We start from the raw sequence: 15,906 nt of genomic DNA, 5'->3' as shown, positions 1-15,906 counted from the left end.
GTGTTGTCAGCGTATATCGTTTCCGTGTTCCTCCGGGCGGAACATCAGCGACTGCATCTTTGCATCCTCGGCGGTGCGTGCGTCGATGAACCCCTGCGCCTCCATTGTGTCGAGGACGATTGCCTGTCGCTTTTTTGCGGCGATAAAATTTGTGAACGGGGAGAGCTCCGAGGGGGCATTCGGAATACCCGCAAGCATGGAGGCTTCGGGCAGGTCGAGGGCGGCGGGAGATTTCCCGTAGTATCCCTCGGATGCCGCGTTTACACCGTAGAACCCGGCGCCGTAGTAGACGACATTCAGATACATTTCGAGGATTTCGTCTTTTGCGTAGGTGCTCTCAATGTCAAGGGCGAGCAGAAGCTCCTGTGCCTTGCGTGTAAAGGTCTGCTCATTTGCCAGAAAGAGGTTCTTCACGAGCTGCTGCGTGATCGTGCTCGCACCCTCCTCGATGCGTCCATGCTGGATGTTGACGAGGGCGGCGCGTGCCATACCCGTCATGTCGAACCCCCAATGTTCGTAGAAGCGTCGATCCTCAATGGCGACAATGGCGTTCCTGAGGTTCGGTGAGATGCGTTCGATGGGGACATAGTCGGTGCGGTCAAGACGTGCATCAATGGCGCGGCGGATGAAGAGGATGCGCGCAATCTGCTCGCCCGCATCCGGCTCGTGGATCTCATGCAGCTGATTTGCAGGCAGCTGCCGCTCGGCAGGGGGGAGGAGTTCGCCGATGCTCTGCCGAGCCTGTGGGACGAAGAGAAAGACCGCTATGCCGATGATAGATAATACAGCCGCCATCCCCAAGAAAAAACGCCCAAATCTGCGGGGCGTTTTTTTCTTTGTGCGTTTTCGTGTCGCTGCTTTGCGCCGCCGCGTCCGTTTCGGCGGTGCTTCAGTTATCGCGTCGTTCATTCCGTGCTCCGTTCATTTCCAAAGTATTTCGCGCGCATCCTGTCCCGCATCTCCACAAGGTTGGACGGGAGCAGCCGGATGTTGTAGCCGATAAAGACGGGGGAGGTGGCAAAGCGCGGCATGATCTTGATAAAGATCGCATCGCCTTCGTTGTAAAAGAAAATATTGTAGCTTGTGAGCGGGCGGCGGAATGCATTCATAAAGAAGTCCACGGCGATTTGGATGTAGTCGGCAATCGTATCGGTCGCGTGTGCGTCCTGCGGTACGACGTTCAGTTCCCAGAATCCGACGCGCGGGGCAGTGGAGAAATTCAGCGTGACCCCGTCCCGCTCATCCACGGTCAGCCCGTCAAACTCGGAGCGATGAAAGGACAGCTCCTGTCGAAAGGAGGAGAAGCCAACGAGCTGCATATGCGGGTGGCGGATCGTGCCGCCCGAGTACGGTCCGTAGTTCTTGAAAAAGAGCACCGTGTCGTATTTTCCGCTCGCACGCATCTGCGCCCAGTGTTCCATACCGAACGCGATGAGGCGGTGCATATGGTCGCGCGTGTAGCAGGGCATATCCGAATCGCAGTCCCGTCCCTCGATGAGGACGAATTGATCCGCCTCCTCGATGACGTTGTATTTGTTTTTGAGCAGGATGATGTCGCCGTCCGTCGCAATGATGTCTGTGAGCTCGTCCGTTGCGCAGAACGGACAGGCGGTATCCGTGTGGATGATGTTCTCGGGCTTTTGTCGTCCGATGTCCGTATTGAAATGGGCAAGGTTGATGTCCATAAAATGCTCCTGATCTCCATATGTATCTTTTCCTATTATATATCTTCTGCGGCAATTCGTAAAATATTTTATGCCATCCTCCCGAATTTCATGCGCATTCTGCTATAATGGAGGACATTCAGCGACAGATAAGGAGTACCTATGAGAATTGATCTTGTGACACTCTTTCCTGAGATGTTTGCGGGCGTATTCGGCACGAGCATCCTCGGCCGTGCGGCGGAACGCGGTATATTGGACATTCACTGCACGAATTTCCGCGCCTACGCGACGGACAAGCACCATCATGTGGACGATACGCCGTGCGGTGGCGGGGCGGGCATGGTTTTAAAGCCCGAGCCGCTCTATGCCGCTGTGCACGACATACAGGAAAAAACGGCGGACTGTGCGGGGCGGCGGTGTACCATCATCTTCGATCCTGCGGGCGAGGCGTTCACGCAGAAAATGGCAAAGGAGCTTGCCGCATACGAGCAGCTGATCCTCATCTGCGGACACTATGAGGGATTTGACGCACGCATCTACGATCTCGCCGACCGTCTTATTTCCGTCGGGGATTTCGTTCTGACGGGCGGGGAGATTCCCGCCATGCTCGTCGTGGATGCGACGGCGCGTATGCTGCCGGGCGTGCTCGGTGACGACACGTCTGCGCCGACGGATTCGTTCTTCGATGTGCTGCTCGGCTATCCGCAGTACACACGTCCGCGCGTGTTTGAGGGCAAGGCTGTGCCGGATGTCCTGCTCTCGGGCAATCATGCGGAGATTGCACGCTGGCGGCGCGAGCAGTCCCTTCTTCGTACCATGCGCCGCCGTCCCGAACTGCTGCCATTGGCGAGGCTCACACAGGAGGATCTGCTCTTTTTGTCAAAACAGGACGAAAAATGGTGAGAAACTATTTTTGCGTGAATCTTGAGGAAATGGTATAATGCAAAGTAATTGTTTTCATGCCGTTTTTTTCTGCCCGATAGGGGGACTGAATTGTGACGCAGTTTGATAAGCGAAATTTGTCGATGATGATGGATTTCTACGAGATGACGATGTCTTACGGATATTTTCATCAAAATCACGGCGATGTGCGCGTCGCCTTTGATCTTTTTTTCCGCTCTGTTCCCGACAAGGGCGGCTATGCCGTGTTTGCGGGGCTTGAGCATGTGATCGAGTTCGTTGAGAACATGGCGTTCTCGGACGAGGACATTGATTATTTCCGTGCACAGCATCTCTTTTCCGAGGAGTTTTTGGCATTTCTGCGCGATTTTCATTTCCGTGGAGACATCTATGCAGTTCCGGAGGGGACGATCATCTACCCGAATGAGCCGCTGATGACGATTGTCGCGCCGATCATCGACGCGCAGCTCATTGAAACGGCGATTCTCGCGCAGATCAATCATCAGTCCCTGATCGCAACAAAGGCGTCGCGCATTGTGCGGGCTGCAGAGGGGCGGTGCGTTTCGGACTTTGGTGCGCGGCGCGCGCACAATATGGATGCGGCAACGTACGGTGCGCGGGCGGCCTACATCGGCGGTGTCGATATGACGGCGACGGTTTCGGCAGGACAGCAGTTCGATATTCCCGTGTCGGGGACGATGGCACACAGTTGGGTCATGTTCTTTGAGGATGAATTTGCCGCATTCAAAACCTATGCGGAGATCTACCCGCAGGCGACCGTACTGCTTGTCGATACCTACGATGTCATTCACTCGGGGATTCCGAACGCCATCCGCACGGCGAACGAGGTGCTTGCACCGCAGGGACGGAGGCTGGCGGGCGTACGGATCGACTCGGGCGATCTTGCCTATCTGTCGAAACGCATCCGTACGATGCTTGACGAGGCGGGGCTTACGGACTGTAAGATCATCCTGTCGAACAGTCTCGATGAGTTTACGATCTCCTCGCTCCTCCTCCAAGGCGCACAGGTGGACAGCTTCGGCGTGGGAGAACGTCTCATTACGGCGAAGTCCGACCCTGTCTTTGGTGCAGTCTACAAGCTCGTTGCTGTGGAAAAGGACGGTGTGTTCTCGCCGCGCATCAAGATGTCGGAGAACGTGGAGAAGCTGACCAATCCGGGATTGAAGGATCTCTATCGCGTCTATGACAGGCATGGCAAGGCGGTTGCGGATATGATCGCCGTACAGGGGGAGGAGATCGACCTCGCACACCCGTTCCGCTATGTTGATCCGTGCAAACCGTGGAAAAACCGTTTCTTCGACGGGTTCTCGGCAGTGAATCTGCGCCGCCTCTATATGAGCGGCGGGACGCGTGTGGAGCAGCTGCCGGCACTTGATGAAATTCGGCAGTATGTGAGAAAACAGCTGGCGGAGGAGATCTGGCCGGAGGAGCAGCGTTTTGAGAATCCGCACAGCCACTATCTCGATATGACACCGATGTATTACGAACTCAAGATGGGGCTCCTCGACGATATGCGCGGCAAGCATAGCTAGGATGTATATGATTACCGGAACAACCAAACTTTTGGGGGTGATCGGTGCGCCCGTCGGGCACAGCCTCTCACCGGTCATACAGAATGCAGCCCTGCACGATGCAGGGCTTGACTATGTGTATGCGGCTCTGCCCGTCCGTGCGGATGCCCTGCCGTCTGCTGTATATGGTCTGCGTGATGCGGGGATCGCGGGATTCAATGTAACGATCCCGTTCAAGACGGAGATCATCCCCCTGCTGGATGATCTGAGCGAGGACGCGCGGCGCATTCATGCGGTGAATACCGTTGTGATCGCGGACGGCGGGATGGTCGGGCACAATACGGATGTCGTCGGTTTCCTCGCGGGCTTTGCGGAGCGGGAGATTGCGCTCGCAGGAAAAAAAGCCGTGCTGATCGGCGCGGGCGGCGCGGCGCGGGCAGCGCTTTGGGGGCTGCTGCGCAGCAATGTTTCCTCTGTGGTGATCGGTGTCCGAAACGTGGCAAAGGGGGCGGCACTCGCGACAGATTTTGCGGCGGACGGAGATGTGCGGGCATATCATTTTGACGATTCCGCATTTGCCGCTGCACTGCGCTTTGCCGACATCGTTGTGCAGACGACCCCGATGGGCATGACACCGCACACGGAGGAGATGCCGCCTGTGGATATGGCGGCGCTGAATCCCTCCGCTGTTGTCTATGATCTGATCTATACGCCTGCCGAGACGCGTTTTCTGCGCGAGGCACGGGCGCGGGGGTGTGAAACGATCAACGGCGAGACGATGCTCGCCGCGCAGGGCGCGGAGGCGTTTCGCCTCTGGACGGGGATACGCCCCGATATGGAGCTTATGAAACAAACACTTCGTACAGCTCTGCAGTGCTCCTAAGGAATCGCTGGAGCAAGTGGGCAAAGTGTGTGTCCTGCGGATAAGCACGCAATCCATTGCGTAGCGAGGCGGTTGGATGGAGCACGCATGACGGAGATGATCATAGCGTCTGAGATAATTCCGGTTTTGAAAATCTCTTGCTTTTGTGTTATGATACAGGGTGTTTTGAGATGGGGGTGCAGGATTGGCAGCGGTTACCTATGAACTGGTCCGGCGGGATGAAACGACGGGAGCGCGTGCGGGGGTGATTCACACGCCGCACGGCAGCTTTCCAACGCCCATTTTCATGCCTGTGGGAACGCAGGCGACCGTCAAGGGCGTATCGCCCGACGAACTGCACGATCTCGGTGCGGGGATCATCCTCAGCAACACCTATCATCTCTTTCTCCGTCCCGGCATGGAACTCGTGCGCGAGGCGGGCGGGCTGCACAAATTCATGCACTGGGACGGCGCGATCCTCACGGACAGCGGCGGCTTTCAAGTGTTCAGTCTCGGCGATCTCCGAAAGATCACGGAGGAGGGGGCGGCGTTCCGCTCGCACATCGACGGCTCGAAGAAATTTCTTTCGCCTGAGGTTTCGATGGAGGTGCAGAAATGCCTTGGTTCTGACATCGTTATGGCGTTCGACGAGTGCATTCCGTATCCTGCCGACCATGCCTATGCAAAGACATCGACGGAGCGCACGCAGCGCTGGCTTCTCCGTTGCCGTGACGCAATGGCGGATGCGGAGGGGCAGGGGCTCTTTGGTATCGTACAGGGTGGTATGTATCGCGATCTGCGTGCATGGCACGCTGCCGAGGCGACGGCGCTCGATCTGCCGGGCTATGCGATCGGCGGGCTCAGTGTCGGCGAGCCGCACGAGCTGATGGAGGAGATCCTTTCCTACACGGTGGAGTTGCTGCCCGCGCACAAACCGCGCTATCTCATGGGTGTTGGAACGCCGGACTATCTGCTCACAGGGGTGCGGAACGGCATCGATATGTTCGACTGCGTCTTTCCGACGCGTGTCGCACGCAACGGCATGGCGATGACATGGACCGGCCGCCTCGTCATGAAGAATGCCGTCCATACCCACGATCATACGGTACTTGAGGAGGGCTGCGGCTGCTATGCCTGCCGCAACGGCTATACGCGCGCATACATCCGTCATCTTGTGCGTGCGGAGGAGATCTTCGGGCTGCGCCTCCTAACCCTGCACAACCTCTACTTCCTGCAGGAGTTCATGCGCCGTATGCGTGCGGCGATCATCGCGGGCACATTCCCCGCGTTCTATCAGGCTTTTATGAATCAATATCATAAAAGATAATTTATTTGAATGAAGGAGTTGTATTTATGGATGCAGAAATGATGGCACAGCTGAGTTCGTGGGGACCAATTATCATATTGGTGGTCTTTTTCTATTTCCTCCTCTATCGCCCGCAGAAGCAGGCGCAGAAGAAGCGCGATGCGATGCTTGCCGCACTGAAGGTCGGCGACGAGATCATCACGCTTGGCGGGATGCACGGCAAGATCATGGAACTGAACGACAAGACGGTGACGCTTCGTGCGGCGGACGGGGTGAACATTGTCTTTGAGCGTTCTGCGGTCAGTGCGGTGCATACGAAGGAAGAGGAGTAATACGGTCTGATGGCAGGAAATTTGCTTGCCGAAAAGAAGGCGCTGCGGCGAGAAATGCTTGCCCGCCGCCGTGCTCTTTCAGCAGAGGAACGCACCTGTGCGAGCAACAGGATCTGTGCGCGTGTGCGGGAACTTCCTGTCGTGCAAAATGCACGGACAATCATGCTCTATGCGAGTACGCCGGAGGAGATTGACCTGTATCCGCTGATGGCGGAACTCCTTGCAAAGGGACGGCGCATCGTCCTTCCCGAGATCACGGGAAAGGGATTGATGGAGGCACGGGAACTGCCTGCCATGGATGCGTTGGTCAGCGGAGCATTCGGTATTGCATCCCCCGACCCTGCACGGGGGGCGCAGATTCCGCCGGAGGAAATTGATGTGATCATCGTTCCGGGGGTTGCGTTTGACACGGGCGGCGGGCGGCTCGGATGCGGCGGCGGCTATTATGACCGCTTCCTTCCGCGTGCAGGTCGTGCCGTGCGGCTGGTGCCTGCCTTTGACTTTCAGATCGTTCCCGATGTTCCGATGGGGATGCAGGATGCCCGCGTCGATGCCATTTTGACACAGCGGCGCATGATCTCCTGCAGACGGATGGAAAACCTTGAGAAAGAGGTGTGAGGACTGTTGAGACAACATAGTCTGTTAAAGTTGGTGATTTCGGTTGTCGTCATCATCGGTGCGTTTTTTTTCCTGGTTCAGCCGCTCGCGAGTTCGATCCGGCAGGGACTTGACCTGCAAGGCGGTACGCATGTCGTTCTGGAGGCGGTCGATACGGATCAGGCGCAGGTCAACGATGATGCGATGAATCGCGTCGTCACGATCATGGAGAAGCGCGTCAACTCGCTCGGGCTCACCGAGCCGATCATTCAGCGTGAGGGAGAGCGCCGCGTGATCATCGAGCTTCCGGGCATTAAGGATCCCGATGCGGCGATTCGTACCATTGGCAAGACGGCGATGCTTGAGTTCCGCGATGAGGAGGGGCATACGGTTCTGACGGGGACGGATCTGAAGGACGCACAGGCCTCCACGAATCCGCAGTCGGGACAGAATGTCGTCAACCTCGAATTCTCGGATGAGGGCGCACAGAAGTTTGCCGATCTCACGATGAAGAACGTCGGGCGCACGATTGCGATTCTGCTCGACGGCGAGGTGCTCACCGCGCCGAATGTACGTGAGCCGATTCTCGGCGGACGCGCGGAGATCACGGGGCAAAAGACCCTCGAAGAGGCGCAGAACCTCGCGGTTGTCCTGCGCAGCGGCGCACTTCCCGTGAAGGTTGAGATCATCGAGACGCGCACGGTCGGGCCAACGCTCGGCCAGGACTCGAAGGACAAGTCCCAGTTCGCCTTTGTCATCGGATTGGGTGCGGTTGTTCTCTTCATGATCTTCTTCTATCATCTCTCCGGGTTTATTGCAGATGTTGCGCTGATGGCATACACGATCATGCTGCTCGGTATCCTCTACCTGATGGATGCGACGCTGACACTGCCGGGCGTGGCGGGCATCATCCTTTCCATCGGTATGGCGGTCGATGCGAACGTCCTCATCTTTGAGCATTTCAAGGAGGAGTACCAGGTCAACCAAAAGACCCTGCGGCTTGCGATGGATGCGGGATTCAAGCGTGCGTTTACAACGATTTTTGACTCGAATGTCACGACCCTGATTGCAGCGGGGGTGCTTTTCTTCCTTGGGACGGGGACGATTCGCGGCTTTGCGATTACGCTCGGGGTCGGTACGATCCTCTCGATGTTTACGGCGATCACGCTGACACAGTATCTCCTGAAGCTGATGATCAACGCGAAGCTGTCTGAGAATCCCGCACTCTACGGTGCAAACGGCTTTATGCTTGGCGTGAAAAAGAAGGGGGATGGGAAGAATGCCTAAGTTCGATATTGCAGGACATCGGAAGATCTGGTTTCTCCTCTCTCTGATGCTCATCATCCCCGGATTTATCTGCATGGGGGTACGCGGCTTCAATTTCGGCATCGACTTCACAGGGGGGACGATCATCGACCTGCGCTTCGAGCAGCCGGTGACGCTTGGCGACGTGCGTTCAAGCCTTGCAAAGTACGATCTTGACGGGAGTACGATTCAGCTTGCAGGCGCAGAGACCGGTATCGAGTCCTCCGAAAATGTGATGATCCGTACGATTGACCTTGAGGAAAGTCAGCGCAAGGAGGTCATGGCATCGCTTTCACAGGATGTTGGTTCCTACACCGTGCTGCGCGAAGAAAAGGTCGGCGCGACCATCGGCGGCGAGCTGATTACAAATGCCGTGCTTGCGCTCGTGATTTCGTGGGGGCTTATCATCCTTTACGTCGCCTATCGCTTTGAGTGGCGTTTTGGTGTGTCGGCAGTGCTCGCGCTGATCCATGACATCATCATTGTGCTCGCGGTGTTCTCCTTTACGCAGCGGCAGATTGATTCTTCCTTTATTGCGGCACTCCTGACGATCGTCGGTTACTCAATCAACGACACCATTGTCATCTTTGATCGTATCCGTGAGAATTTGAAACTGCATTTTCGCCGCGGCGGCGATGTGAACGAGCTTGTCAACACCTCCGTCTATCAGACGCTCACGCGCTCGCTTTATACGGTGTTTACGGTACTGTTCACGACGTTCGCGCTGTATTGGTTCGGCGGGGAGACGACGAAGGACTTCGCGTTTGCGCTGCTTGTCGGCTTTGCCAGCGGCTGCTACTCCTCCATCTTCATCGCAAGCCAGCTTTGGATCGAACTGAAGAACCGTACGGAGCGGCGACCCGCTGCAAAACCCGCAGCGGTGGAGGGATAAAAAAGAGAGCCTGTCCCATGACAGGCTCTTTTCCTATTGGAGAGGGGGGAGTCTATGCTGAAAGAGTGGATGGTGCGTGCGGATACCACGGAGGGGGACGTGCTGGCGCGGGAAATCGGGGCTGCGCCTTTGATCGGGCAAATTTTATGGGGCAGAGGCATACGTTCGGCAAAGGAGGCGCGGGCGTTTCTCCATCCGGAGGACGAGCCCTTTCATGACCCTTTCCTCATGATGGATATGGAGCGTTCTGCCGAACGGATATGGAACGCAATTCACAGCGGAGAGCAGATCGTTGTCTATGGCGACTACGATGTGGACGGGATGACCTCGACCACGCTCCTCATGAAGCATATCCGCGCCCTTGGCGGAAAGGTTTCCTACTATATTCCAAACCGTTTTACGGAGGGCTACGGCATCAACGGCGCGGCACTGGCGCAGCTTGCGGCGGAGGGATGTGACCTGCTCGTTACGGTGGACTGCGGCATCGCATCCGTTCAGACCGTTGCAGAGACGGCGGCGGGAATGGACATCATCATCACAGATCATCATCTTCCGGGCGTGGTACTGCCGCCCGCTTACGCTGTCGTTAATCCGCATCGTGCGGACTGTCCCTATCCGGACAAGAACCTTGCGGGTGTCGGTGTCGCGTTCAAACTCGTACAGGCGCTGTGGCAGATGGAGGAGGAGCGGAGCTATGCGGGGGATATGGACATCGTCGCGCTCGGTACCGTCGCCGATCTCGTGCCGCTCGTCGGTGAGAACCGCAAGATCGTCCGGCTGGGACTGCGGGTGATGTCGGAGCATCCCTGCGAGGGAATTGCTGCCTTGATTCGCGTTGCCGACATCGAGGGCAAGGCGATCAATACAGGGATGGTCGGCTTCCAGCTGGCACCCCGTCTCAATGCGGCAGGACGCATTGAAACAGCGCAGCGCGGCGTGGAGCTGCTTCTTGCCGAGGATGTGCGCGAGGCGGACCGCATCGCAGGGGAGCTGAATGCACTCAATATGGAGCGGCGCAATCTGGAACAGTCGATCCTCATGGAAGCGGAGGCGCTTCTTTCGGACGTTACGCCGGATGTTTCCGCGATTGTGGTCGCGGGAGAGGCGTGGAACGCCGGTGTGATCGGTATTGTCGCCTCACGTCTGGTGGAGAAATACTATCGTCCGAGCATCGTGCTGACCCGTCAGGGCGATGTCTGCAAAGGATCCTGCCGCAGTATTGCAGGACTTAATATGTATGAGGCACTCTCTGCGTGCAGGGATATGCTCATCCAGTTCGGCGGACACGAAATGGCAGCGGGATTGACGCTTGCGTGGGATCGTGTGGAGGATTTTCGCCGTGCGTTCGCGAACTATGTATATACCCACTTGAAGATTGAGGATTTCACACCGAAGATTTCGATCGAAGGGCTGGTTTCTCCGACGGATTGGACGATTGAGAAAATTGAGGAACTTGCGCTCTTGGAACCGTACGGTATGGGCAATCCCCGCCCGATTTTCGGCGTGCGGGATCTGCGCCCTCGGACGGCGGCTGCCATCGGTGCAGAGGGAAAGCACCTGCGCATGGAGGTTGGAACACGAGAGAAACGCGTGCCGGCGCTCTATTGGAACTATGGGGAGTGGGCGGAGATTGTGACCGAGGAGGCGTACGATCTCGCCTATGTGCCGAGCATGAACGAGTGGCAGGGGGTGACATCCGTGCAGTGCATGGTGGACTCCCTCCTGCCCGCCGTGCAGGAGCGCATCTTTCCGTCACGCGCCTTGCTGAGGAGGGTCTACACGTTCCTCATCGGGCAGCGTGGGGCGGATGATCGGATTTCATATGGTGCAATCGCACTCACACGGCGATTTTCCCACAGCGTGGAGCATATTTCATCCTACACGATGGCGTGTGCGCTTTGTATCTTTCGTGAGCTCGGACTGATCGCGCCGCTGCCGGAGGGTGGCTGGCAGTTCATTCCGCCTTCGGGCAAGCGCGAACTCATGGATGCGCCGACATTTCGTCGGCATGAGGAAAGAAAGGGTGACATATAGATGTCAGAGAATGCACAGAGGGATGTCACCATCACGATGATTTTGGATAAGGTGCGCTCGTATCAGGCGGATGCCGATCTCGAAAAAATAAAGAGGGCATATGAATACGCGGAGAAGGCGCACAGCGGACAGGTGCGCATCTCGGGCGATGCCTACATCATCCACCCGCTCAACGTCGCCTACATTCTCACCGGACTCCATCTCGACGATGAGACGATCTGTGCTGCGCTCCTGCACGATGTCGTGGAGGATACCTGCGCGACCCTCGAAGAAATGGAAGCGCGATTCGGCAAGAATGTCATGGCACTCATTGACGGTGTGACAAAACTCGGGCGGATCAAGTATATGTCGAAAGAGGACGTTCAGCTTGAGAACTACCGCAAGATGTTCCTTGCGATGGCAAAGGATATCCGCGTCATCATGATTAAACTGGCGGATCGGCTGCACAATATGCGGACGCTGAAATATATGCGCGAGGACAAGCGCCGCCGCATCGCCAAGGAAACAATCGAGGTCTATGCGCCGCTCGCGAACCGTCTCGGCATCTCCAGCATCAAGGTGGAACTTGAAGATCTGTGTCTGCGTTATCTCGAACCGGAGGCATATTATGCACTCGTGGAGGAGGTCAAGCACAAGCGTCAGGAGCGGCAGGAGTTCATTATCGAATCCATTGATCAGATTCGGAAGAAGCTCGAAGCTGCCGGCATTACAGCGGACATTAAAGGTCGGGCAAAGCATTTTTACAGCATTTACCGCAAGATGAAGCGCGACAACAAGAGTGTCAATGAGATCTATGATCTCTCTGCCGTGCGTGTCCTTGTTTCCTCGGTCAAGGACTGTTACGGTGTGCTCGGCGTTATCCATGCGATGTGGAAACCGATTCCCGGCAGGTTCAAGGACTACATCGCCATGCCGAAGTCGAACGGCTATCAGTCCCTGCATACGACGGTCATGACGCACGGCGACCCGCTCGAAATCCAGATCCGTACGAATGCGATGCACCAGGTCTCTGAGTTCGGTGTTGCGGCGCATTGGAAATACAAAGAAGCGGGGCGCAGCATCGGTGCGACCGATGAGAATGACCAGAAGATGTCATGGCTGCGTCAGATGGTGAGCCTCCAAAAGGAGTATGACGACCCGAAGGAATTCTTTGAGGCACTGAAACTGGACGTATTCTCCGATGAGGTCTTTGTCTTTACGCCGCGCGGCGATGTCATTGACCTGCCGAAGGGCTCGAATCCGATTGATTTCGCCTATCACATCCACACCGAGATCGGGCATCACTGCGTCGGCGCAAAGGTCAACGGCAAGATTGTGCCGCTTGAGTACAAACTCAAGAACGGTGACATCGTGTCCATCGTTACCAACAAGGGGGGCAGCGGGCCGAGCCCCGACTGGCTGAACACGGTCGCCTCCTCCGCGACGCGCAGCAAGATCCGCGCATGGTTCAAAAAGGAAAACCGCGAGGAAAACATCGAACGCGGTATGAATCTCATCCGTGACGAGGCGAAGCGGCTCGGCTATGCGCCGAAGGAACTGATGGCGGGCGGACGCCTTGGTAAGGTCGCGGAAAAACTCAACGTGCAGAGTGAGGATGATCTTCTCGCCGCACTCGGCTACGGCGGCGTGACGCTGCGCGGAGTTATGACGAAGCTCATCGAGCTGCATCAGCAGGCAGTCAAGGACAGCACGCCGCCCGAGGTGTCGCAGATGCTCTCCGAGCTCAAAGCACCGCGTCGGGGAAAGCGCAAGAAGGCGAGCCACGGCGTTCTCGTGGAGGGCGAGGGAGGCTACCTTGTGCGTCTCGCACGCTGCTGCAACCCGATTCCGGGCGATCCCATCACAGGCTATATCACGCGCGGGCGCGGCGTGTCCGTTCACCGTTCCGACTGCCCGAACGTGCTCAATGATACGGAGTTTACGCGTGTGATCGAGGTGAGCTGGGACATCGGACTCGATAAGGAGTATACGGTCGGCATTGAGATCATCTGCAACGACCGCAACGGAATGCTCTCCGAAATCCTCGCAGTACCCGCAGAGATGAAGGTCAACATTCACACGGTCAATGCGATGCCGAACCGCCGCAATAAGACATCAACAGTTCTCCTCGGGCTGAACGTCAGCAACATCGACCAGATCACGCAGGTCATGACGCGTGTGCGTCTGCTCAAGGACGTGTATCGCGTCACGCGCACCTTGGGAAGCTCGGCGCTGCCGGGCGGAGAGGTGTGAACGGTTCGTTTGTTTTTTTGTGCGTTTTGTGGTAATATCAGAATGTTATTTTAGACGGATGAATGACCGATACTTCCCGACGAGGTGAATCAAATGGACGAACAAAAAACAATGATGTTTTCCTTCGGTGAGGATAAGCCGAAGGCGGATACGGTCATACGGGAGGCTGCTGCCGCCATGCGGGAGAAGGGGTACAATCCCATCAATCAGCTGGTTGGCTATCTGCTCTCCGGCGATCCTGCCTATGTCACGAGTCATCAGGAGGCACGGAGCAAGATCCGCAGCCTTGAGCGCGACGAACTGCTCGATGAGCTCGTGCGGTTCTACTTGGAGCACGAAAAGTGAAGCGCTATCTCTCGCTCGACATCGGCGATGCGACCATCGGTATCGCCGTCAGCGATCTCTTGGGGCTCACGGCACAGGGCGTGGAAACAATTCGCCGTACGAATCTTGCGTCGGATCTTGACCGTCTCGCTGTGCTTGTACAGGAGTATGAGCCTGCGGGATTTGTCGCAGGGCTGCCAAAGCATATGAATGGGGACGAGGGGGTACGCTGCGAAATTGTCCGTGCGTTTATGGCGGATGTGGCAGAGCGTTTTCCAACCATCGGGATCCATTACTGGGACGAGCGTCTTTCGACGGTTGCTGCCTCGCGTACCCTCATTGAGGGGGATGTATCGCGAAAGAAGCGGCGCAAGGTCATTGACAAAATGGCGGCGGTCTACATTCTGCAGGGGTTTCTGGATCGGCAGCAGCATTTGAAATAAAGGAGAAGGAAATGGCTGAATATGATGAAATGCACGATGATGATGTTATCGTTGTTATGACCAACGAGGATGGCGATGAGCGCTACTATCGCGAGGAGATGATTATTCCCATCGGGGAGGATCGTTTTGCTGTGCTGATTGCGCTTGCGGTATCCTCGGAGGAAGATCTTGAGAACGCCGAGGAGGGCGACGAGGCGACAATCGCGAAGATCGTTACGGACGACAGTGGGGAGGACATCTATACCGACCCGACCGACGAGGAATTCGAGGCCGTGCGCCGCGCCTATGAATTGATGGACGAAGAAGACTGAGAAAGAGAGGCTGTCATCGAGGGAGGATGACAGCTTTTTCATACTTTTGCGGAAAGAGAGAGGGAGGACTCGTTGTGAAGAAGTCATTGCAGGGGATATGGGACTTCTTGCAGGGGGACGGTCTGCGGCAGGCATTCGATGCAGTCTATCGCGGGAAGGGAACATCGCTCCAAAAAAAAATCATATTCGGCATACCGGCACTGTCGATTGCACTTGTCCTCATCGTTGTAGTTGTGATCCTTCCGCTGTCTGGGAATTCCCCGGATACAAGAACACCCGGGACACCGGTTTACTTTACCGTCCGCCCGGGAATGAGTGTGAGCGAGATCGGCAGGGAGCTGCACGCGCAGGGCATCATTGACAGTGAGACGAAGTTCTGGTGGACGGCGAAGCTAAACGGCTTTGAGAATAAGGTGAAAAGTGGTACGTTTGCTCTACAGACGGGCATGACATCGAGCGATGTGCTCGAAACATTGGTCTACGGAAATACGGCGACGATTCGTTTTGTGATCCCCGAGGGATTCAGCGTGCGTGACATTGCCGCGCGTCTGGAAGGGGAGCATTTGGTCGATGCAGAGGTGTTTATTGAACGCGCCAAGTCCTATCGCCCCTATCCCTACATCGAGGAACACGAAGACGTGCGCTATGCGGCGGAAGGGTTCCTCTTTCCTGATACCTATGAGATCAACGGGGAATTTGATGCGGCACGCATTATGGAGATGATGACGAAGAACTTCGACCGCCGTCTGACGAAAGAGATGCGCGCTCGCGCAGAGGAGATGGATCTCTCGATCTATGAACTTGTGACGCTTGCCTCTCTCGTGGAGAAGGAGGCATATCACGAGGAGGATCGCCCGATCATCGCACAGATTTTCTTGAAGCGTCTGCGCATCGGTATGCCGCTGCAGGCAGATCCAACGGTTCAGTATCTCCTCGATGCACCGAAGGAGGATCTGCTCTACCGCGATACAGAGATCGCCTCGCCGTACAATACCTATCAGAATGTCGGGCTGCCGCCGGGACCGATTGCAAGCCCCGGCACGGCATCGCTGATGGCGGTGCTCCATCCTGCGGACACTGATTATCTGTATTTTGTCGCTGATCGGAACGGGAACAATTACTATGCGACGAATTATGCCGATCATCTTGCACTGGTCGATCAGGTACGGTGA

Annotated in this window: 16 protein-coding genes; 14 read left to right on the top strand and 2 right to left on the bottom strand. The window is 56.5% G+C overall.

Annotated features, from left to right (window positions below):
* Nucleotides 1-6: 6 nt before the first annotated feature.
* A complete protein-coding gene (locus QU667_RS06765) occupies nt 7-909 on the bottom strand; it encodes a transglycosylase domain-containing protein (protein WP_304986459.1) in 903 nt (300 codons plus the stop codon).
* Complete coding sequence (locus QU667_RS06760) at nt 906-1,685, bottom strand: DUF4931 domain-containing protein (RefSeq protein ID WP_304986458.1); 780 nt, start codon at nt 1,683-1,685, stop codon at nt 906-908. Before QU667_RS06760 ends, QU667_RS06765 begins: the two co-directional genes overlap by 4 nt.
* 141 nt (nt 1,686-1,826) lie before the next feature.
* Between QU667_RS06760 and trmD the strand changes: the two genes are divergently transcribed.
* The 14 genes from trmD to mltG all read left to right on the top strand — a co-directional run bounded on the left by trmD (nt 1,827) and on the right by mltG (nt 15,906).
* A complete protein-coding gene (gene trmD, locus QU667_RS06755; protein ID WP_304986457.1) occupies nt 1,827-2,567 on the top strand; it encodes a tRNA (guanosine(37)-N1)-methyltransferase TrmD in 741 nt (246 codons plus the stop codon).
* A 92-nt stretch (nt 2,568-2,659) separates the two neighbouring features.
* Nucleotides 2,660-4,117 (top strand): nicotinate phosphoribosyltransferase, encoded by a 1,458-nt coding sequence (locus QU667_RS06750; RefSeq protein ID WP_304986456.1) that lies wholly within the window; start codon nt 2,660-2,662, stop codon nt 4,115-4,117.
* A 7-nt stretch (nt 4,118-4,124) separates the two neighbouring features.
* Entirely contained in the window at nt 4,125-4,979 is an 855-nt protein-coding gene (locus QU667_RS06745) for a shikimate dehydrogenase (RefSeq protein WP_304986455.1), read from the top strand.
* Between the two features lie 184 nt (nt 4,980-5,163).
* Nucleotides 5,164-6,285, top strand: a complete 1,122-nt coding sequence (gene tgt, locus QU667_RS06740) for a tRNA guanosine(34) transglycosylase Tgt (protein WP_304986454.1) — start codon at nt 5,164-5,166, stop codon at nt 6,283-6,285.
* A 26-nt stretch (nt 6,286-6,311) separates the two neighbouring features.
* A complete protein-coding gene (gene yajC / locus QU667_RS06735; RefSeq protein WP_304986453.1) occupies nt 6,312-6,596 on the top strand; it encodes a preprotein translocase subunit YajC in 285 nt (94 codons plus the stop codon).
* Nucleotides 6,597-6,605: 9 nt separating this feature from the next.
* Nucleotides 6,606-7,214 carry a 5-formyltetrahydrofolate cyclo-ligase gene (locus QU667_RS06730; RefSeq protein ID WP_304986452.1) on the top strand — a complete coding sequence of 203 codons (609 nt, stop codon included), beginning with the start codon at nt 6,606-6,608 and terminating at the stop codon, nt 7,212-7,214.
* Nucleotides 7,215-7,247: 33 nt separating this feature from the next.
* Nucleotides 7,248-8,480, top strand: a complete 1,233-nt coding sequence (gene secD / locus QU667_RS06725; protein ID WP_304988426.1) for a protein translocase subunit SecD — start codon at nt 7,248-7,250, stop codon at nt 8,478-8,480.
* On the top strand, nt 8,473-9,390 hold the full coding sequence (secF, locus tag QU667_RS06720; RefSeq protein ID WP_304986451.1) for a protein translocase subunit SecF: 918 nt from the start codon (nt 8,473-8,475) through the stop codon (nt 9,388-9,390). The genes secD and secF overlap by 8 nt, the downstream gene beginning before the upstream one ends.
* Before the next feature lie 54 nt (nt 9,391-9,444).
* Complete coding sequence (recJ, locus tag QU667_RS06715; protein WP_304986450.1) at nt 9,445-11,424, top strand: single-stranded-DNA-specific exonuclease RecJ; 1,980 nt, start codon at nt 9,445-9,447, stop codon at nt 11,422-11,424.
* Nucleotides 11,425-13,656, top strand: a complete 2,232-nt coding sequence (locus QU667_RS06710) for a RelA/SpoT family protein (protein WP_304986449.1) — start codon at nt 11,425-11,427, stop codon at nt 13,654-13,656.
* Nucleotides 13,657-13,749: 93 nt separating this feature from the next.
* Nucleotides 13,750-14,001, top strand: a complete 252-nt coding sequence (locus QU667_RS06705; protein ID WP_304986448.1) for an IreB family regulatory phosphoprotein — start codon at nt 13,750-13,752, stop codon at nt 13,999-14,001.
* Nucleotides 13,998-14,423, top strand: coding sequence for a Holliday junction resolvase RuvX (ruvX, locus tag QU667_RS06700; RefSeq protein WP_304986447.1), 426 nt, complete (start codon nt 13,998-14,000; stop codon nt 14,421-14,423). Before QU667_RS06705 ends, ruvX begins: the two co-directional genes overlap by 4 nt.
* A gap of 11 nt (nt 14,424-14,434) precedes the next feature.
* The gene (locus tag QU667_RS06695; protein WP_304986446.1) at nt 14,435-14,734 is read left to right on the top strand and encodes a DUF1292 domain-containing protein; all 300 of its coding nucleotides are present in this window, start codon (nt 14,435-14,437) and stop codon (nt 14,732-14,734) included.
* Nucleotides 14,735-14,808: 74 nt separating this feature from the next.
* On the top strand, nt 14,809-15,906 hold the full coding sequence (gene mltG / locus QU667_RS06690; protein WP_304986445.1) for an endolytic transglycosylase MltG: 1,098 nt from the start codon (nt 14,809-14,811) through the stop codon (nt 15,904-15,906).

It is taken from the genome of Selenomonas dianae, assembly GCF_030644225.1.
In the GTDB taxonomy this organism is placed as follows: Bacteria; Bacillota; Negativicutes; order Selenomonadales; family Selenomonadaceae; genus Centipeda; species Centipeda dianae.
This window is presented reverse-complemented; position numbering and strand designations above follow the sequence as displayed.